This is a genomic window from Mesorhizobium sp. ES1-6, assembly GCF_020164775.1.
Taxonomy (GTDB): domain Bacteria; phylum Pseudomonadota; class Alphaproteobacteria; order Rhizobiales; family Rhizobiaceae; genus Mesorhizobium.
Genome location: NZ_JAIUGU010000007.1, coordinates 23,658 through 41,177 on the forward strand (window position 1 = coordinate 23,658; position 17,520 = coordinate 41,177).

A 17,520-nucleotide genomic window follows, 5' to 3' on the forward strand; every position below is an offset into this window, starting at 1 on the left:
GCGATTGCCGTTCGCCGCCGCATCGCCTACATAGCGGCCAACCTCCATTCAATTCGACAAATCCAGTCATTTTTTCAGGGAAAGCGCGCGTGGCACGCCAGTTCATCTATCACATGGCCGGCCTCAACAAGGCCTATGGCACCAAGAAGGTGCTCGAGAACGTTCATCTGTCCTTCTACCCCGACGCCAAGATCGGCATTCTCGGCCCCAACGGCGCCGGCAAGTCGACGATCCTCAAGATCATGGCCGGCATCGACAAGGACTGGAGCGGCGAAGCGTGGCTCGCTGAAGGCGCCACCGTCGGCTACCTGGCGCAGGAACCTGCGCTCGACCCGAAGAAGACGGTGTTCGAGAACATCATGGAAGGCGTCGCCGCCAAGACCGCCATCATCGAGCGCTACAACGAACTGATGATGAACTATTCCGACGAGACGGCGGACGAGTCCGCCAAGCTCCAGGATGAGATGGACCGGCTGAACCTTTGGGATCTGGAACAGCAGGTCGAGATGGCGATGGAAGCGTTGGGCTGCCCGCCCAAGGATTCGGAAGTCACCAAGCTGTCGGGCGGCGAGCGCCGCCGCGTCGCGCTCTGCCAGCTCCTGCTGCGCCAGCCCGACCTTCTGCTGCTCGACGAACCGACCAACCATCTCGACGCCGAGACCACGGCGTGGCTGGAAAAGCATCTTCGCGCCTATCCCGGCGCGGTGATGATCATCACCCACGACCGCTATTTCCTCGACAATGTCACCGGCTGGATCCTCGAACTCGATCGCGGCCGCGGCATTCCCTATGAGGGCAACTACACCAAATATCTCGAAGCCAAGGCCAAGCGCCTCAAGCAGGAAGGCCGCGAGGACGACGCCCGCCAGCGTGCCATCGGCCGCGAGCGCGAGTGGATCCAGTCCAGCCCGAAGGCCCGTCAAACCAAGTCCAAGGCGCGTATCCAGGCCTTCCAGGACCTGCTGGACGCAGCCGACAGCCGCCGTCCGACCGACACGCAGATCGTCATTCCGCATGGCGAGCGGCTCGGCAATGTGGTGATCGAGGTCGACGGCCTGTCGAAAGGCTTTGGCGACACGCTGCTGATCGATGGCCTGGAATTCAAGCTGCCGCCGGGGGGCATTGTCGGCGTCATCGGCCCGAACGGCGCCGGCAAGACGACGTTGTTCCGCATGATCACCGGCCAGGAAAAGCCGGATGCGGGCACAGTCCGCGTCGGCGAGACCGTCAAGCTCGGCTATGTCGACCAGAGCCGCGACCAGCTCGATCCTTCAAAGACAGTCTGGGAAGAGATTTCGGGCGGCGCCGAAGTGGTCAAACTCGGCAAGTTCGAGGCCAACACGCGTGCCTATTGCGCCTCGTTCAACTTCCGTGGCGGTGACCAGCAGCAGAAGGTCGGCAATCTGTCCGGCGGTCAGCGCAACCGCGTGCACCTGGCCAAGATGCTGAAGACCGGCGGCAACGTGCTGCTGCTCGACGAACCGACCAACGATCTCGATACGGAAACGCTCGCAGCACTCGAAGACGCACTGGAAAATTTTGCCGGCTGCGCCGTTATCATCTCGCACGATCGCATGTTCCTCGACCGCCTGGCGACGCACATCCTTGCCTTCGAGGGCGACAGCCATGTCGAATGGTTCGAGGGCAATTTCGAGGATTACGAGCAGGACAAGATCCGCCGGCTCGGGCCCGAAGCCGTCAACCCGCACCGCATGACCTACAAGAGGCTGACGCGGTAAAGGGTTTACCGGGCGGCGAATTTCTCAGGAATATGAGGAGCTCAAATGGCTGATTGGTCCGCCGCCCAATATCTGAAATTCGAGGACGAGCGCACGCGGCCTGCACGGGACCTGGTGGCACAGGTTCCGGTCGACTTTCCGCGCCGGGTCGTCGACATCGGCTGCGGGCCGGGCAATTCGACAGAACTTCTGGTCGGGCGCTGGCCGGACGCGCAGGTGAGCGGCTTCGACACCTCGCCCGATATGATCGAGAAGGCGAGGGCGCGCCTGCCCAATGTAAGCTTCGATCTGGCGGACGCCTCCAAATGGCAGCCGGCCGAGCCCGTCAATGTGATCTTCGCCAACGCCGTCTTCCAGTGGCTGCCGGAGCATCCGGCGGTGTTCCAGCGGCTGATGGGTTTTCTCGCGCCCGGCGGCGCGCTGGCGATCCAGATGCCCGACAATATGGGCGAGGATTCGCACCGCCTGATGCGTGAGACCGCGGCGGAAGCGCCGTTTGCCGAAAAATTGAAGACCGCCGCGCGCGCGCCCCTGCCGACCGTGTCGTTCTACTACGATCTCCTGTCGCCGCTTTCCGCTCGGCTCGACATCTGGCACACCGTCTACAACCACCCGCTCGCCAATGCCGAGGCAATCGTCGAGTGGGTGAAGTCGACCGGGCTGAAGCCGTTCCTCGATCCGCTGGAAGCGGACGAGCGCAAGTTGTTCCTCGACAGCTACACGGCCAGGATCGCCAAGGCCTATCCGAAGACGGCTGATGGCAAGGTGCTGCTGCGTTTCCCGCGCCTTTTCATCGTCGCCAAGCGGGCGGGCTAGGCCAACATTACCCCTTGGCCAGCGCGTCGTTGCTGCCGCTTGACCCGTTTTCGCCGCCATGCGCAATTCATCTTGCGGGCTCATGATGGCCCGTATGCAAGGGGGTGAATGCGATGTTGAGAAAACTGCTTTATGGGTGTGGGGTGTGCGCGGCGGCGCTTCTGGCTTTCTCGGTCTCGGCCGAGGCCAAGCGAGCACGGTGCTTCACCAGCGATGACGGCTATTTTGCATGCGCCTACCGGGCGATCGACGATGCCGGCAGCTTCCGCATCTCGGCGCCGGGCTATCCGACCTATGTGCTGGAGATCGACGGACCGGGCTTTGCCTATGGCTATGTCAATCTCGGGCGGCGCAACGTGCCGCTGCCGGGGCAATTCGTGCGCAGCCGCGACGACGGCGCGTGCTGGAACAACCCGCAGGCCAATACCAAGCTGTGCGCCTGGTGAAGCTTGTTGAGCCGGCCCAAACCTTTGGTTTAAGCCGGCGTAAACCGGCCAGATGAGAAAAGTGTTGCGCCGAAGCGTTTCGGCGCCCACATGAAGCCGCATCGCCCGCGGATGGGACGGACTGGAACATGCATCGCGTCATCATCAGCGGCATCGGCGCTGAAATCCCCAAGCCTGTCATCACGAACGAGGAACTGGTCGCCAGCTTCAATGCCTGGGTCGATACGGAGAACACGCGGCGCCAGGCCGCCGGCGAGACGCCGCTGCAGAAATCGGATGCCGACTTCATCGTCCATGCCTCGGGTGTGCGCTCCCGCCACGTGATCGAACGGGAAGGCATTCTCGACCCGACCCGCATGGCGCCGCGCATTCCGGCGCGCCCGGACGACGCGCTCTCGCTGCAGGCGGAATTCGGCATCGCTTCGGCTGGGAAGGCGATCGAGCACGCCGGCATCGAGGCGTCGGAGATCGATCTGGTGATCTGCTCGTCCTCGCATCAGCAGAGGCCGTATCCGGCGATCGCCATCGAAATGCAGGAGGCTCTGGGCACGCGGGGCGCCGGCTTCGACATGGGGCTTGGCTGTTCGTCCGCGGCGGCGGCACTGCACATGGCGGTCAATCTGGTGCGCTCGGGCGCCCACAAGCGCGTCCTGGTGACGACGCCCGAGATCATAACCGGTCATCTCAATTTCCGCGACCGGCAGACGCACTTCATCTTCGGCGACGCTTCGGTGTCGATGGTGGTCGAGGGGCTCACCCAGGGGGAGAAGCGGCCGGGCCGCTTCGAGGTGCTGGACACGCGCCTCTGGACGCAGATGTCGAACAACATCCGCACCAATCTCGGCTACCATACCCGCACCGCCCAAGACGATCCCTACATGATCGACCTTGAGGGCAACCTCATCAAGCAGGTCGGCAACAAGGTGTTCAAGGAAGTCACCGTCGCCGGGCACAAATTCATCGTCGAATTCCTTGCCGAGCACGGTCTGACGCCGGAGGCGATCAGGCGCTTCTGGCTGCACCAGGCCAATGCGCGCATGAACGCGATGATCCTGAAACTGGCGTTCGGCCATGATGTCGACCACGACCGCGCGCCGATGGTGCTGGAGCGGCTGGGCAACACAGCGGGCGCCGGCGCCATCGTGGCGCTTTCGGAAAACCATGCCGACATGAAACCCGGCGATTTCGGCCTGATCTGCGCCTTCGGGGCCGGATATTCGATCGGTGGCGCGCTGCTGCGGATGCTGTGACCGAGGGCTACGCGTCAGGCCGGCGTGAAGGGAACCAGCATCGGCACTCGCCGCGCGTAATCATCATAGGCGGGGCCAAGTTCGCCGCGCAGCAAACCCTCTTCCAGCCTCGCCTTCACGACGACGCCGATGATGAGCAGCGCCGTCCCCGCAATGCCCCAGATCGTGCCCTTCGCCGCCATGGTGGCGAGCACCGACAAGAGCAGCCCGGTATAGATCGGATGCCGGACCAGGCGATAGGGGCCGGTGTCGACCACGCGATGATCCGCCTTGGCGGTGACCGAGGCCGACCACAGCCTGCCCAGATGGATGCGCGCCCACCAGGCGAAGGCGATGCCGACCGCAACCAGGGCCACGCAGGCCCAGGCTTCGGTAAGGGTCGGAGCCCACAATCTTAGCCGGCCTTCATAGCCGTGCGCTGGAATGAAGAGCAGGGCGGTGCCGGCCAGCCAGAAGACGCGGTAGCGGGCCTCCGCTCCGATGGTGGCGCGCTTTTTGGCCGGATCGGCCCAGGATGCGGCGAGGATCCAGGATACCACCCAGAACAGCCAAAGCGCTGCGATTGCCGTACCGGGGCGCATGCGGAACCTCCATCCATGGTCTGGACCACCATGAAGCCGGCGCGGCGCGGCGGCAATGCGGCGCCGGGCCGGTTTGCGGTAAGAAGGTTGTGATCGAGCGGCATCGTCGCGGCTGATCCTTCCATCAGCAATTTCGACTGGACGTCTTCAAACCCAGCCAGCTATTCCAGTGCTTCGCGAAAGGACGCAACGCCATGCTGGATCTCTTCCCCGAGGCCGAGAAGCCGGTCGAAATCATCCCGGCGAAGAAGCTTACTGCCCGCGCGGCCGCGCTCTATGTCGCGCCAGCGGATCATTTCCAGACAAGACCTGTGGATGAATTGCGTCTGGGTTTCGACGGCATATCGGGCGATTTCCATGCCGGGCCGACGCGGCGCTCCGGCGGACGCGAGCCGTGGTATCCGCGCGGCACCGAGATGCGCAATGAAAGGCAATTGTCCATCGTGGCGGCGGACGAACTGGCCATCGTCGCCGAACGGATGGGGCTGGCCGAAATCAGGCCCGAGTGGATCGGCGCCAATCTGGTGATCGAAGGCGTGCCGCATCTGTCGATGCTGCCGGCAGGCACGCTGTTGTTCTTCAAGGGGGGCGTGACCCTCAAGGTGGACGCACAAAACGGACCATGCCGTATCGCCGGACGATCGATCGCCGAGAATGTCGGAATGGCCGATGTCGAAGCCGGTGCGCTGTTGTTTCCCAAGGCGGCGAAGCGGTTGCGCGGCGTCGTCGCCTGGGTTGAAAAGCCCGGCATCGTCAGGGCCGGCGAAGAGATTTCAGTGCGCGTGCCGGAGCAATGGATCTACAAGGCATAGCCACGCCGCCGGGGGGGCGGCGTGGCAGAACGGCAAAGGTCAGCCCTTGCGGTTCTTGTTGGCGCCTTGCGCCATGACGGAGACGTGGTCCCACTTGTCCCAGGTGGCGAGGCGGTTGGCGTATTCCTGGCGGATCATCGGCAGGCCGCCATCGCCGAAGAAGACCCTGAGCGGCGGCTCGGCCGCATCGACGATGGCAAGCATGGCCGGGCCGGTCGCCTCGGGATCGCCGGCAACCGAGTTGGCGCGGCGCTCGGCCATTTTGGCGCGGGCAGGTGCGTAGGCCTCGATCGGCTTGGAGACCTTGGCCGATGCTCCCGACCAGTCGGTGGAAAAACCGCCCGGCTCGACCAGCGTGACATGGATGCCGAATTCCGCGACCTCGATGCCGAGCGACTGGCTGAAGGCTTCCAGCGCCCATTTGGAGGCGTGGTAGAGGCCGAGCGAGGCAAAAGCGTTGACGCCGCCGATCGACGAGATCTGGATGATGTGGCCGGACCGCTGTGCCCGCATGATCGGCAGGGCGGCCTGGGTGACCCATAGCGCGCCGAACACATTTGTCTCGATCTGGTCGCGGGCTTCCTGCTCGCTGACTTCCTCGATGGCGCCGAAATGGCCGTAGCCGGCATTGTTGATGACGACGTCGAGCCGGCCAAAGCGCTTGTGCGCCTCGGCGACAGCGGCATCGACGGCTTTCTTGTCGGTGACGTCGAGCTTAAGCGCGGCGATGTTGTCGCCGTATTTTTCGACGAGATCGGCGAGCGTGCCTGTGTCACGGGCGGTCGCGGCAACGCGGTCGCCACGCGCCAGTGCAGCCTCGGCCCAGACGCGGCCAAAGCCCTTCGACGATCCGGTGATGAACCAAACCTTGGATGTCATGATGTTGGATCCTTGCCCCTGCGGGCGTAATTTCTGGATAAAAGCGGAGGCTTCTCCGCTTTCGGGCATATACGGCCTGTCCGGCGATTTTCCAGAGGCGAGGGGAAATCTTTTTGAACAAGGCGCCTTCTGATCTCTGACCAGGCGCCGCTAGTCAGGGGTAGTTCACCTCGGTCGACCAGGCGGGGTTGTCGTGCTTTTGCCAGTAGAGCGCCATCAGCCGGCTGGTGATCGGTCCGACCTTGCCGCCGGCGATGTCGGCGCCGTCGATCCGCGTCACCGGCATGATGCCGCCGGCGGTCGAGGTGATGAAGACTTCGTCGGCTGCCTTGAGCGAGGCGACGCTGACATCGACGGCTGTCGCGGCAAGTCCTTCCGCGCCACAGAGATCGAAGACGGTGCGCCGGGTGATGCCCGGCAGCACGCCAATGGCCGGTGTCGCCAGCACGCCGTCCTTGACGCGGAAGACGTTGAAGCCCGGGCCTTCGGCGACATTGCCGTTGAAGTCGAGAATGAGCGCGGTCTCGGCGCCGCGATCATAGGCATCGTAGAGGCCGCGCACGAGATCGAGCCAGTGGTAGTTCTTGATCGCCGGATCGATCGAGGCTGGCGGAATGCGCACCTTGTCGCTGATGCCGACATGCAGGCCCCGCTGCAACTGCTCGGCATTGGCGACCGAGCCGAACGGCACGGCGAACGCCATGAAGCGGTTGATCGCCTGGCGCGGGTCGCGGCTGAAGCTCGGCGAAGCGCCGCGCGTGCACAGCATCTCGACATAGGCGGCGCGATGACCCGAAAGTGCCGTGCAATTGTGCAGGATCTCGGCGACGCCGTCGCGATCGAACGGGATCGTCATGCGCAGCTTCTCCAATCCGCCGAAGAAACGGTCGAGATGCAGATCGAGGCGGAAGAAGCGGCCGTTCCAGACATGCACCGTATCGTAAGTGGCGTCGGAGTGCAGAAATCCCCAATCCAGCACCGAGACCTTGGCTTGCGACATCGGCAAATACTGGCCATCGAGGAAGGCAATGCCGTCGGGATAGGAATGCGGGTCGATGTGGCGATCGCTCACCACAGGCGGCGGCGGTGTATCCTGTGCGATTTGGCTCATCGGCAGCTCCTGGCCATTGCCTCACAAGCTATCGGCGGCAGGCCGGGCGCATAGAGCCAGTCGTCCGACTTCAGTCGTCCTCGATATGGCGATCCGGCCAGCATGGCGGGGTGAGCACTGTTCCGTCCGGCATAGCCTCATTCCTCTTCGTCGTCGGCGTCGAGCAGCCGCGTGGCGCGCCAGCGCGTGAGCACGATGTTGGTCTGCTCGATGACGAAGAAACGCGCGGAGTCGCGGTCATAGCCCTCGCTGAGCAGCTTTTCGTAGTCCGTGTGCATGTGACGGACATGCGCAATCGTCGCCAGCCAGACCGCGATCGTCGGCGGCAAGGTCTTCATATGCACCGCGCCGGCGTCGGTGCGGATCTTTTCCATGTCAGCATAGGGGGCCAGCGGCAGAAGTGCTGTCAGCGCCTTGGCGATGGCGCGGCGGCGGCCGGTCGGCGCGCTCATCGCTCCTCGCGCCCCTCAACGGTCGCCTCGGCAATGGCGTCGGTCGAGGCGAAATAGGGCTTGATGTCGATGACTGGCGTGCCGTCGAGCACGTCGATGGCGTCGAGGTCGATGCGTCCGGTGGAGACGTCGAGCGCGACGAGCTTGGCTACATGCAGGCCGATCGGGTTCGGTCGGGCCGGCGAGCGCAGGCCGAATACGCCTTTGGCATCAGCCGCATGGCGGGGTTTTTGCACGATCAGATTCCGCGGCGCGTGGTGCAGCCAGGAGAGGATGACGACGTGGCTGGCGCGCTCCAGTCCGCGCAGACCTTCTCGATAGGGCGCTTCGATGGTGAGCACCGCGGGCTGTCCAGTCTCACGTGCCGTGCGCATGTTCTTCGGGCAGCTTTCCTGGGTGGTCCAAGGCGAAGCGATGCGGCCGATGAAGACGATGCCGCCATCGGGCGGCATCGTCGCCGGATCCTGCTCCAGTGTCCGCTCGCCTTCGCGTGCCTCGAACATCTCACGCGGTTCGCTCATTCTGCCCATCTCTGCGCTGGTGCCTATCATCGCCCCAAGACCGCACCACATTTTGCCGGGGTACGCACCGGAAAAACACGCATGCGGCATTTTGTTGTCCGGGAGCGTCATAGCGCTTGCACGGTTTTAAAAATCGACATAAACATATGTTTATATCTTTTTCAAAGAGAATGCGATCATGCACGTTTCGCTCGACACCATGGTGGATACGCTGAAGGCTGCGGCCGAATCCAGCCGGCTGCGCATATTGGCACTGTTGTCGCGCGGCGACCTCACAGTGTCCGACCTTACCGAGATTCTCGGCCAGTCGCAGCCACGTGTCTCGCGGCACCTGAAACTGCTGCTCGAAGCGGGGCTGATCGGCCGCTACCAGGAAGGGTCATGGGCGTTCTTCCGCTTGTCGGATGCCGATTCGGCGCGCGATTTCGTGCTGAGGCTGGTGGCCGGCATTCGTGACGCCGACCCGCAGGTCGAGCGCGATCTGGAGCGGCTGGCTTCCGTCAAGCGCAAGCGCCAGGACCGCGCCACCGAGTATTTTTCGCAGAACGCCGCGAGCTGGGATCATATCCGTTCGCTGCATGTGCCCGACCGCGCCGTGGAGGCCGCGATGCTGAAGCTGGTCGGCAAGCGGCCGTTCCAGTCCATGCTCGACCTTGGCACCGGCACCGGCCGGCTGCTCGAAATCTTCTCGCCGCTCTACCGGCGCGGCGTCGGCATCGACATGTCGCGCGAGATGCTGACCGTGGCGCGCGCCAATCTCGACAAGGCCGGCGTCTCGAATGCACAGGTGCGGCAGGGCGATATCTTCTCGCCGCCGGTCGAGCGCGATGCGTTCGATCTCGTCACCATCCACCAGGTGCTGCATTATCTCGACGATCCCGCCCGCGCCATCCATGAGGCGGCGCGGCTGCTGCGCCCGGCGGGCCGTCTGGTTATCGTCGATTTCGCGCCGCACGCGCTGGAATTCCTGCGCGACGAGCATGCCCATATGCGTCTCGGCTTTTCCGACCGGCAGATCGGCGAGTGGTTCTCCGAAGCCGGCCTCGATCTCGAGGATGCCCAGGAATTCGAACCGCGCGGCGGCAACGAGGCCAGGCTGACCGTCAAGCTTTGGCTTGGCCGCGACCGGCGCCTGCTGATCGCTGATCCCGCCAATGCCAGCCAGCAGACCAGAGTGAGCTCGATAGGGGAAATCGCCTGATGAACCAGTTTCGCTTTTCCCGCCGTCCCGATATCGGCGACAAGGTCAGGGTTTCGTTCGAGTTCTTCCCGCCGAAGAACGACGAGATGGAGGCGAGGCTGTGGGACACGGTCACAAGGCTGGAGCCGCTGCAGCCGAAATTCGTCTCGGTGACCTATGGCGCCGGCGGTTCGACGCGTGAGCGTACCGCGCGCACCATCGGCCGCATCCTGAAGGAGACCAGCCTGACGCCGGCCGCGCACATGACCTGCGTCGACGCGGCCCGCCACCAGGTCGACGCCGTGATCCGGGAATTCACCGACATGGGCGTGAAGCGCTTCGTCGCCTTGCGCGGCGATCCGGCGGAAGGCGTCGGGGCTGCCTACCGGCCGCATCCGGACGGCTACGCCAATGGCGCCGAGCTGGTGGGCGCGCTGAAGGGCGCCGGCGATTTCGACATCTCGGTTTCTGCCTATCCCGAAAAGCACCCGGAAAGCCCCGATTTCGCCACCGACATCGACATGCTCAAGCGCAAGGTCGACAATGGCGCGACGCGGGCGATCACCCAGTTCTTTTTCGACAACGATCTCTACGAGCGTTACGTCGAGCGCGCGCGCCGGGCCGGCATCTACATTCCGATCGTGCCAGGCATCCTGCCGGTGCACAATTTCACCCAGGTCGCCAATTTCTCGGCGCGCTGCGGTGCGCTGGTGCCGGCGTGGCTGGCCGAGCGCTTCGATGGCCTGCAGAACGACCCGCAGACGCATGCGCTGGTGGCATCCGCGGTGGCCGCCGAACAGGTCCTGGACCTGGTCGAGCGCGGCGTCGGCGATTTTCACTTCTATACGATGAACCGGGCCGATCTCGTCTTCGCCGTCTGTCACATGATTGGCATCCGCTCGCACGAGCCGGACGTGGCCGGATCGGCTGCCGCCTAGGGGTCAGCCGGACAAGCAAAAGGCCGGGTAAAAACCCGGCCTTTCGAATTGGTTGGACTATTTGGTGCTGGTCTTCCCCGTCTTGGCGGGTTCAGGGAAGGACGCCCATAATGAGGGCGCCGATGAAAGCAAACGCAGCACAAATCATCAATGCGTTGATTGGCCTCGTAAGTCCCATGACATAGCCTCCTCTTAAAGAGCTATGCCCGGAGTCTAGGTTCATTTGTGCCACAGGCAAGCGGAAAATATGCTGCATTGCGACGTGATTGTGGATTTTGCGACCCAAGGTTCGCCGTTAGCCGTTGAAACTCCTTGGCAAAACCCCGCTTCGGACCTGTGAATAAATTGTGGCGGGACGGTGTCGTTGGTGTGTCATGACAGCGCTACCTCCGCGAAAGTCACATTCGACTTTCGCGACATGCCTCGCCTTAGCGGCGCGCGAATATGCGTCCGTCGATGGTGACGAGGCCAAGGCCGATCAGCACCACGCCGCCGATCTCGAACAGTTCGAGCCGTTCGCCCAGGAAAAGAAAACCGATCAGCATGGCGCTGGCCGGCACGACCAGAGTGACCAGCGAAGCGTTGGTGGCGCCGGCCGAGGCGACGAGGTTGAAGTAGAGGATGTAGGCGAAGGCGGTGGACAGGAGCGCCAGCGCCAGCACGGCCGCCCAGACCGGCGGCGAAGCGGAGAACAGGCCCACCGTGCCATGGGCGAAGAGCACGATCGGGATCATGATGATGGTCGAGGCCGTCAACTGTCCGGTGGCGATGACCGGCGAGGGCACGCCCTTGAAGCGGCGGGCGACCATCAGCGCGACGCCATAGGACAGCGAGGCGCCGATCAGCGCGAACTTCGCCCAGGCCGGGCCGCCCAGGTTGGCAATCAGGCCTGGACCGATCATGACAGCCGTGCCGGCGATGCCGAGCGCGATGCCGGCGAGCTTGTTCCAGGACAGTTTTTCGTCCGAGGTCAGGGCGTTGGCGAGGATCAGTGTCCAGAACGGCGTCGTGGCGTTGAGGACGGAGGCGACACCGGCGCCCAACTGGGTCTGGCCGGCGAAGATCAGCGAGAAGGGGATGACGTTGTTGGTGAGGGCCAGCAGGAAGAACAGGCCGGCATGCGGCAGAGCGAGGCGGAAGGACGGGCCGCGCAGGCCGAGATAGACCTGCAGCGCGATCGCCGCGATGGCGACGCGAAACAGCACCAGCACCAGCGGGTGAAGTTCCGCCACCGCGATGCGGGCGAAGAAGAACGAGCCGCCCCAGATCGCGCCGAGCAGCAGCAACTGGCCCCAGTCCTTGAGCGCCATCGGTCCCCGTGGGGCGGTTGCTGCTATCGCCATGTGATTTGTCCCCCGAGGCGGCTCCAGGCCGGCCAGCCAGACGGAAGCCATATCGGGTTCGGCGACAAGGGCCACCCGAAACCTGACCGACAGCCAAGCTTCCCGGCAAAAAGGCTACTGCCGCACCGTCAGCGGTGCGAGACACAGAATTGTTTTCATTAGCCGCTAGCTTGGATTAATTGTGCGCAGGCTGAAGTCGAGGATTCGTCCATGCAGCGATTCGAGAATGCCCGCGAGGCGGCACTGGCGCTTCGCCCTGACGATCCGGTCTATTGCTTTCGTCCGCAGGTCTTGAAGGCCGACGCCAGGCAGTTCATGGGCATGTTCCCCGGCAAGACCGCCTATGCGGTGAAGACCAATGGCGAGCAGATCGTGCTGAAGACCTTGGTCGAGGCCGGCGTCACCGCTTTCGACGTCGCCTCGCCAGGCGAGTTCGCCGCCGTGCGCGCCGTCTCGCCCGATGCCGAGATGCTCTACATGCACCCGGTCAAGGCGCAGTCGGATATCAAGCTGGCGCTGGAGAAATACGGCATCCGCGTCATCTCGCTCGACCATGAGGACGAGATCACCAAGCTGACGCGGGTGGTGCGGGCGCTCGACATCGATCCCGGTGCGGTCACCGTCTTCGTGCGGGTGCAGACCAAGGGCCATGCCGCTTACGAATTGTCGAAGAAATTCGGCGCCGGGCCGGCCTATGCCGTGGAACTCGCCGAGCGGTTGAACCGCACAGGCTACAAGGTTGGCCTGTGTTTCCATGTCGGCAGCCAGATCGAGGATCCCGACACCTATGAGCGGGCGCTGGCCTCGGCCGACTGGGTGCGCAACCGGCTGACCTTCGACATTGCCGGGCTCGATGTCGGCGGCGGCTTTCCAGCCGAATACGGCCATGATCCCAACCGCAAGCAGATCGAGATGCCATCGCTCGGCCAGATCATGTCGCGGCTGTCGGGCGACCTGAAGGAATACCAGTTCGACCAGGTGCCGCTGGTGGCGGAGCCGGGCCGGGTGATCGTGGCGCGCTGCCTGTCGCTGATCGTGCGCGTGCTGTTGCGCAAGGGCAAGCGTCTCTACATCAATGACGGCATCTGGGCGTCGCTGTCGGATTCATGGACCGGCAAGATCACGCTGCCGGCGCGCTTCATTCCCGATCCGGCGATCCGAACGCGCAATGGCGACGAGAAGAACATCGTGCCGTTCAAGGTGTGCGGCGCGACCTGCGATTCCGTCGACATCCTGTCGCGGCCATTCTGGCTGCCCGAAACCGTCGACACCGGCGACTGGATCGAGATCGGCCATATCGGCGCCTACTCGCTGTCGCTCAGGACCCGCTTCAACGGCTTTTATCCCGACACCTTCGTCGAGGTGACGACGCCCTTCGACGAGGGCGACGCGCCGCAAGGCTTTGCGAGCCTGGAGACGATGGCGGATTAGGAAAAGAGTGAGTAGTGAGTAGTCAGTAGGGAATTCTCCATATTTCACTACTCACTACTCACTACTCACTACCTTACAACTTCCCCAACAACTCTGGCGTCGGCCAGCCATCCACCGGCATGCCCAACCGCATCTGTTCCCTGCGGATCGCTTCACGGGTGTTGGTGCCCAAAATGCCGTCGACGGTGCCGACGTCGTAGCCTCTGGCTTCGAGCTTGGTCTGCAGTTCCTTCATCTGGTCGTTGTTGAGACCTGGCTCGGGATTGCGCGGATCGAGCGGCGGCGCGCCGGCGAGCCGCGCGGCGAGATTGGCCGCGGTCAGCGCGTAGGTAAAGGACTGGTTCCATTCGAGATAGACGTCGAAATTCTCATAGGTGAGGAAGGCCGGACCCTTGCGGCCCATCGGCAGTGCCAGGCCGGCCTTCAGGCCCTTGTCGACCAGCGGCGAGCCGTTGGGATTGGTGACGCCCCACTGCGCCCACTGCGTCAGCGGCAGTTTGTTGGTGCGCCCGGTCTGGTCCCACGGCATCTCCTCGGGCACGCGCACTTCCTGGATCCAGGGCTCGTCGCGCTTCCAGCCGCGCGACAGCACCTTGTTGCCCGTGGTCATGATCACGTCCGGCACGCTGTTTCGCAGGTCAATCTTGCCGTCCCCATCGCCGTCGACGCCGCGCGCAAGATAGTCGGACGGCAGGATCTGCGTCTGGCCGATTTCGCCGGCCCAGGCGCCCGTGACATCGGCCGGCAGCACGCCGCGATCGATCAGTTCCAGGAGCGGCACCAGTTGCTGCCGGAACAATTGCGGGCGGCGGCAGTCATGCGACAGGGTCACCAAGGCGCTCAGCGTATGGAAATCGCCCTGGACGGCGCCGAAATCCGTTTCAAGCGCCCAGAAGGCGGTGATGACAGGCGCCTGGACGCCGAATTGCTGGTCGGCGCGGGCGAAGATGTCGGCGTATTTCTTCATGTTCGCCGCACCTTGCTTCAGCCGGTAGGCCGAGATCATGCGGTTGGAAAACTGGACGAAGGTTTGCGTGAAGACGCCCTGCGCGCGGTCGCGCGCCAGGGCCCTCGGGTCAAAAGTGGCATCCTCCAGCGCATCGAGACCCACGGCGCCGACACCGGCGGCCTTGGCTTCCGCCGCGACGCCCTGTTTCCAGGTTTCGAAATCGCCGCCGCATTCCTGCGCCATCGCCGGCAAGGCCGTGGCGCACAGAAACAGCGCCGCGAGGGCTTGGGAACGCAGTCGCATCAGCTTCCTTTCGAAACGAAGAGGGCATTGGCGTGCCTGGAGCCTAACGCCCTGAATTGCCAGCGGTTGCACTCTTTACCGCTGGTAGTGTCGAAAAGCAGGCGGCAGGCCCGGTGTCAACGGTTCTTCTGCCGCAGCCGCCATTCCAGCCGGCTTCGCGACCGTTAGCCGGTATCAGCGCGTGTTCTGCCGCAGCCACTTGTTCCAAGCGGCTTCCGAGCCGTTGAAGACGTTGATGTCGGATTTGCCGGTCATGCCGGGAACGATACCGGTTCCGGTGTACTGCCAGAAGGTGAAGGGGTGGCTGCCATATTTTTCGCGTGGGTGGCCGGCGACGGAGCGCAGCCAGTAGGGATAGCCGCGGAAGGTCGACAATTCATTGTCGTCGAAGAAATCGACCGAGGTGTAGATGATCGGTTTCTTGCCATAATGCCGCTCGACGATTTCGAGGAAGGTGGTCATCTCCGCGCGTACCGTGGCCGGGTCGGGGCGCAGGCGGCAGGTCGGCGATTTCGGATTCCATTCCATATCCAGCACCGGCGGCATGGCCGAGCGGTCGACAGGCACATTCTGGATGAACCAGCGCGCCTGGGTGGCCGCCGGCGTGCAGAAATAGAAGAAATGATAGGCGGCGCGTGGAATGCCGTTGGCTTTCGTGCGCGCCCAGTGCTCGCTGAAATATTCATCGAAACGGTCGCCGCCCTCGGTCGCCTTGATGAAGGCGAAGGAAATGCCGCTGGCCCTGGCCGCCGGCCAGTCGACCGAGGTCTGGTATTTGGAGACGTCGGTGCCGTGGACAACATAGTTCCATGGCGCGCCGCTGTCCCATTCATGCGGCTTGGAATCGGCGAAGCGCGGCGCGCGCACGGCCACCGTCGGACTGCTCGACGCGGACGGCGACAGCGGCGACAGATCGTCCACGGTCGAGCAGGCGCCGAGCAGCGTCAGCATGAAAAGAACCGCAAGACGACGCATCGCAACTTCCAAGCCGGAATCAGCCGGTCGCTGATGGGTCTGTGCACCGATGGCCTAAATTGGTCTGGCCCCTCCAGACGATAGCCCCACGCATCGCCTGATATCTTGATTTCGTGCATGTCGTTGTTCCAAAACCGCTGTGCACTTTTGGGCGACATGCATCATGTGATCGCCGATCATGGTTGATAATCAGTTGACGGCGCTCGACAAGAGGCCCGATTTTGCCGAAGCAATGGCGGCAATTCGATGACACAAGGGCAGGCGATTGCCTGGGAGGAAACGCATGCGGTTCGTCGTCAAGATCGTCAAATGGCTGCTTGGCCTGATCGTGCTGGCGGTCGCCGCGCTGTTTGCCTGGCTGTATATAGCGCCGCCGGAACTCATCCGCGTCGGTTCGGGCTATTCGGCCAAGATCGTCTGCTCCAACGTCTTCGTCGCCGGGCGCGACGCCAAGGAGGTGCTGGCCGTCGATGTGCAGGCGCCCGGCCACCCGCTGCTGCGGCTGATGCGGGTCTCGGTCGACAAGAACCGGGGGACGGTTTCGGCCGGACTGCTCGGCTTCCTCGGCAAGAGCGAGGCGGTTGCCCGTGACGGGCTGGGCTGCGCTTCGGTCCCGGACGGCGATATCGGCAAGGCGCGGCGCACGGCGGTCCATGCCGAACCCGCGGCGACGAGCCAGGATGCGCTGTGGCCCGAGGGCGAACGGGTCGATGCCTCGCAGAATCCGGAGGTTGCGAAAATCGTCGGCGACGACGCCATGGCCGGCACCGGCATGCGCGCGATCGTCGTGGTCAAGAACGGACGGGTCGTCGCGGAACGCTATGGCGACGGCTTTTCCGCCAAGACGCCGCTGCTCGGCTGGTCGATGACCAAGACGGTGAATGCCGCCATCGTCGGCACGCTGGTCAAGGACGGCAAGATGGCAGTCGACAACAAGGGCCTGTTCACGCCGTGGAAGGCGGATGGCCGCGCCGCCATCAGCCTCGCCGACATGATGGCGATGTCGAGCGGGCTGGAATTCAACGAGGACTATGGCGACGTCGCCGACGTCACGCGCATGCTCTATCTCGAGCCCGACATGGCGGGCTTTGCCGAAGCCAAGCCGCTCACCGGCGCGGTGGGCAAGGTGTTTTCCTATTCGAGCGGCACGGCGGTGATGCTGTCGCGGCTCTGGCAGGACGCGATCGGCGACAAGGCAAAGGCGCTGACTTGGCCACGTACGGCGCTATTCGAACCGCTCGGCATGCACAGCGCGGTGCTCGAGACCGACGAGCAGGGCACTTTCGTCGGCTCTTCCTACCTCTACGCCACGGCGCATGACTGGGCGCGCTTCGGCCAGTTCCTGCTGCAAAGCGGGGTGTGGAACGGCAACCAGATGCTGCCGGCCGGTTTCGTCGACTGGATGCGCGAGCCGGCGCCCGCCTCGAAAGTCTACGGCAAGGGCCAGTTGTGGATAGAGGCGCCGGGCGATGAGGAAACCCCCGGCGCGGGCGTTGCCGCCGGCCTGCCCAAGGACACTTACTGGATGGAAGGCCATGACGGACAGACCGTCGCCATCATTCCCTCCGAGCAATTGGTCGTGGTACGGCTCGGGCTAACGCCGGCCAAGCTCAATTATCGCCCGCAGGCAATGGTCGGGGCGCTGGTGAAGGCGCTGCACTAGAGCAATTCCAGGAGAAGTGTGTAACGGTTTTCCTGGGAGAAGCGCGTAGCGCTTCCCCTTGGGAATTGCGTGGAAACAAAGAGCTAGAGCGGTTCGGCGTTTCTATTAAACGCTGAACCGCTCTAAAGCGG

Annotated in this window: 17 protein-coding genes; 9 read left to right on the forward strand and 8 right to left on the reverse strand. The window is 63.8% G+C overall.

Annotated elements, in window-relative coordinates; genetic code table 11:
• Positions 1 to 89: 89 nt before the first annotated feature.
• The 4 genes from ettA (at position 90) to LB564_RS18415 (ending at position 4,251) form a co-directional block, all read left to right on the forward strand.
• Positions 90 to 1,739: an energy-dependent translational throttle protein EttA gene (ettA, locus tag LB564_RS18400; RefSeq protein ID WP_224539872.1), complete on the forward strand. Its 1,650-nt coding sequence runs from the start codon at positions 90 to 92 to the stop codon at positions 1,737 to 1,739.
• A gap of 45 nt (positions 1,740 to 1,784) precedes the next feature.
• The gene (tam, locus tag LB564_RS18405) at positions 1,785 to 2,555 is read left to right on the forward strand and encodes a trans-aconitate 2-methyltransferase (protein WP_224539874.1); all 771 of its coding nucleotides are present in this window, start codon (positions 1,785 to 1,787) and stop codon (positions 2,553 to 2,555) included.
• A 113-nt stretch (positions 2,556 to 2,668) separates the two neighbouring features.
• Positions 2,669 to 3,001 carry a hypothetical protein gene (locus LB564_RS18410; RefSeq protein WP_224539875.1) on the forward strand — a complete coding sequence of 111 codons (333 nt, stop codon included), beginning with the start codon at positions 2,669 to 2,671 and terminating at the stop codon, positions 2,999 to 3,001.
• A 128-nt stretch (positions 3,002 to 3,129) separates the two neighbouring features.
• Positions 3,130 to 4,251, forward strand: coding sequence for a beta-ketoacyl-ACP synthase III (locus LB564_RS18415; protein WP_224539877.1), 1,122 nt, complete (start codon positions 3,130 to 3,132; stop codon positions 4,249 to 4,251).
• A gap of 14 nt (positions 4,252 to 4,265) precedes the next feature.
• Here the strand turns inward: LB564_RS18415 and LB564_RS18420 are convergent, their stop codons facing one another.
• On the reverse strand, positions 4,266 to 4,832 hold the full coding sequence (locus LB564_RS18420) for a methyltransferase family protein (protein ID WP_140701947.1): 567 nt from the start codon (positions 4,830 to 4,832) through the stop codon (positions 4,266 to 4,268).
• A 194-nt stretch (positions 4,833 to 5,026) separates the two neighbouring features.
• Between LB564_RS18420 and LB564_RS18425 the strand changes: the two genes are divergently transcribed.
• On the forward strand, positions 5,027 to 5,644 hold the full coding sequence (locus tag LB564_RS18425; protein ID WP_224539879.1) for an MOSC domain-containing protein: 618 nt from the start codon (positions 5,027 to 5,029) through the stop codon (positions 5,642 to 5,644).
• A 39-nt stretch (positions 5,645 to 5,683) separates the two neighbouring features.
• On the opposite strand, the gene LB564_RS18430 is transcribed toward LB564_RS18425, so the two are convergent.
• From LB564_RS18430 to tsaA, 4 genes are all read right to left on the reverse strand, one after another.
• Complete coding sequence (locus LB564_RS18430; protein WP_224539881.1) at positions 5,684 to 6,523, reverse strand: SDR family oxidoreductase; 840 nt, start codon at positions 6,521 to 6,523, stop codon at positions 5,684 to 5,686.
• 154 nt (positions 6,524 to 6,677) lie between these two features.
• Complete coding sequence (locus tag LB564_RS18435) at positions 6,678 to 7,634, reverse strand: D-amino acid aminotransferase (protein ID WP_224539883.1); 957 nt, start codon at positions 7,632 to 7,634, stop codon at positions 6,678 to 6,680.
• A 137-nt stretch (positions 7,635 to 7,771) separates the two neighbouring features.
• The gene (locus LB564_RS18440; RefSeq protein ID WP_140701943.1) at positions 7,772 to 8,086 is read right to left on the reverse strand and encodes a DUF2293 domain-containing protein; all 315 of its coding nucleotides are present in this window, start codon (positions 8,084 to 8,086) and stop codon (positions 7,772 to 7,774) included.
• A complete protein-coding gene (gene tsaA / locus LB564_RS18445) occupies positions 8,083 to 8,607 on the reverse strand; it encodes a tRNA (N6-threonylcarbamoyladenosine(37)-N6)-methyltransferase TrmO (protein WP_224539885.1) in 525 nt (174 codons plus the stop codon). Before tsaA ends, LB564_RS18440 begins: the two co-directional genes overlap by 4 nt.
• Positions 8,608 to 8,785: 178 nt before the next feature.
• On the opposite strand from tsaA, the gene LB564_RS18450 reads away from it, so the two are divergent.
• Together LB564_RS18450 and metF are read left to right on the forward strand one after the other, a co-directional pair.
• Positions 8,786 to 9,808: an ArsR/SmtB family transcription factor gene (locus LB564_RS18450; RefSeq protein ID WP_140701941.1), complete on the forward strand. Its 1,023-nt coding sequence runs from the start codon at positions 8,786 to 8,788 to the stop codon at positions 9,806 to 9,808.
• Positions 9,808 to 10,725 (forward strand): methylenetetrahydrofolate reductase [NAD(P)H], encoded by a 918-nt coding sequence (metF, locus tag LB564_RS18455; protein ID WP_140701940.1) that lies wholly within the window; start codon positions 9,808 to 9,810, stop codon positions 10,723 to 10,725. The genes LB564_RS18450 and metF overlap by 1 nt, the downstream gene beginning before the upstream one ends.
• Positions 10,726 to 11,153: 428 nt before the next feature.
• Here the strand turns inward: metF and LB564_RS18460 are convergent, their stop codons facing one another.
• Positions 11,154 to 12,068: a DMT family transporter gene (locus LB564_RS18460; protein WP_224539887.1), complete on the reverse strand. Its 915-nt coding sequence runs from the start codon at positions 12,066 to 12,068 to the stop codon at positions 11,154 to 11,156.
• A gap of 210 nt (positions 12,069 to 12,278) precedes the next feature.
• Between LB564_RS18460 and LB564_RS18465 the strand changes: the two genes are divergently transcribed.
• Positions 12,279 to 13,499: an alanine racemase gene (locus tag LB564_RS18465; RefSeq protein ID WP_140701938.1), complete on the forward strand. Its 1,221-nt coding sequence runs from the start codon at positions 12,279 to 12,281 to the stop codon at positions 13,497 to 13,499.
• A 73-nt stretch (positions 13,500 to 13,572) separates the two neighbouring features.
• Here LB564_RS18465 and LB564_RS18470 read toward each other — a convergent pair whose 3' ends face one another.
• Positions 13,573 to 14,751 (reverse strand): lytic murein transglycosylase, encoded by a 1,179-nt coding sequence (locus tag LB564_RS18470; protein WP_140701937.1) that lies wholly within the window; start codon positions 14,749 to 14,751, stop codon positions 13,573 to 13,575.
• A gap of 174 nt (positions 14,752 to 14,925) precedes the next feature.
• Positions 14,926 to 15,726: a GH25 family lysozyme gene (locus LB564_RS18475; RefSeq protein ID WP_140701936.1), complete on the reverse strand. Its 801-nt coding sequence runs from the start codon at positions 15,724 to 15,726 to the stop codon at positions 14,926 to 14,928.
• Positions 15,727 to 16,009: 283 nt separating this feature from the next.
• On the opposite strand from LB564_RS18475, the gene LB564_RS18480 reads away from it, so the two are divergent.
• Positions 16,010 to 17,389 (forward strand): serine hydrolase domain-containing protein, encoded by a 1,380-nt coding sequence (locus LB564_RS18480; RefSeq protein ID WP_140701935.1) that lies wholly within the window; start codon positions 16,010 to 16,012, stop codon positions 17,387 to 17,389.
• Positions 17,390 to 17,520 lie beyond the last annotated feature (131 nt).

Coding starts and splice junctions, on each gene's coding strand:
- metF (WP_140701940.1), top strand. CDS start 9,808: ATGAACCAGTTTCGCTTTTCCCGCCGTCCCGATATCGGCGACAAGGTC.
- LB564_RS18450 (WP_140701941.1), top strand. CDS start 8,786: ATGCACGTTTCGCTCGACACCATGGTGGATACGCTGAAGGCTGCGGCC.
- LB564_RS18480 (WP_140701935.1), top strand. CDS start 16,010: ATGCGGTTCGTCGTCAAGATCGTCAAATGGCTGCTTGGCCTGATCGTG.
- tam (WP_224539874.1), top strand. CDS start 1,785: ATGGCTGATTGGTCCGCCGCCCAATATCTGAAATTCGAGGACGAGCGC.
- LB564_RS18440 (WP_140701943.1), bottom strand. CDS start 8,086: ATGAGCGCGCCGACCGGCCGCCGCCGCGCCATCGCCAAGGCGCTGACA.
- LB564_RS18430 (WP_224539881.1), bottom strand. CDS start 6,523: ATGACATCCAAGGTTTGGTTCATCACCGGATCGTCGAAGGGCTTTGGC.
- LB564_RS18420 (WP_140701947.1), bottom strand. CDS start 4,832: ATGCGCCCCGGTACGGCAATCGCAGCGCTTTGGCTGTTCTGGGTGGTA.
- LB564_RS18460 (WP_224539887.1), bottom strand. CDS start 12,068: ATGGCGATAGCAGCAACCGCCCCACGGGGACCGATGGCGCTCAAGGAC.
- LB564_RS18465 (WP_140701938.1), top strand. CDS start 12,279: ATGCAGCGATTCGAGAATGCCCGCGAGGCGGCACTGGCGCTTCGCCCT.
- LB564_RS18475 (WP_140701936.1), bottom strand. CDS start 15,726: ATGCGTCGTCTTGCGGTTCTTTTCATGCTGACGCTGCTCGGCGCCTGC.
- LB564_RS18470 (WP_140701937.1), bottom strand. CDS start 14,751: ATGCGACTGCGTTCCCAAGCCCTCGCGGCGCTGTTTCTGTGCGCCACG.
- LB564_RS18410 (WP_224539875.1), top strand. CDS start 2,669: ATGTTGAGAAAACTGCTTTATGGGTGTGGGGTGTGCGCGGCGGCGCTT.
- LB564_RS18435 (WP_224539883.1), bottom strand. CDS start 7,634: ATGAGCCAAATCGCACAGGATACACCGCCGCCGCCTGTGGTGAGCGAT.
- LB564_RS18415 (WP_224539877.1), top strand. CDS start 3,130: ATGCATCGCGTCATCATCAGCGGCATCGGCGCTGAAATCCCCAAGCCT.
- tsaA (WP_224539885.1), bottom strand. CDS start 8,607: ATGAGCGAACCGCGTGAGATGTTCGAGGCACGCGAAGGCGAGCGGACA.
- LB564_RS18425 (WP_224539879.1), top strand. CDS start 5,027: ATGCTGGATCTCTTCCCCGAGGCCGAGAAGCCGGTCGAAATCATCCCG.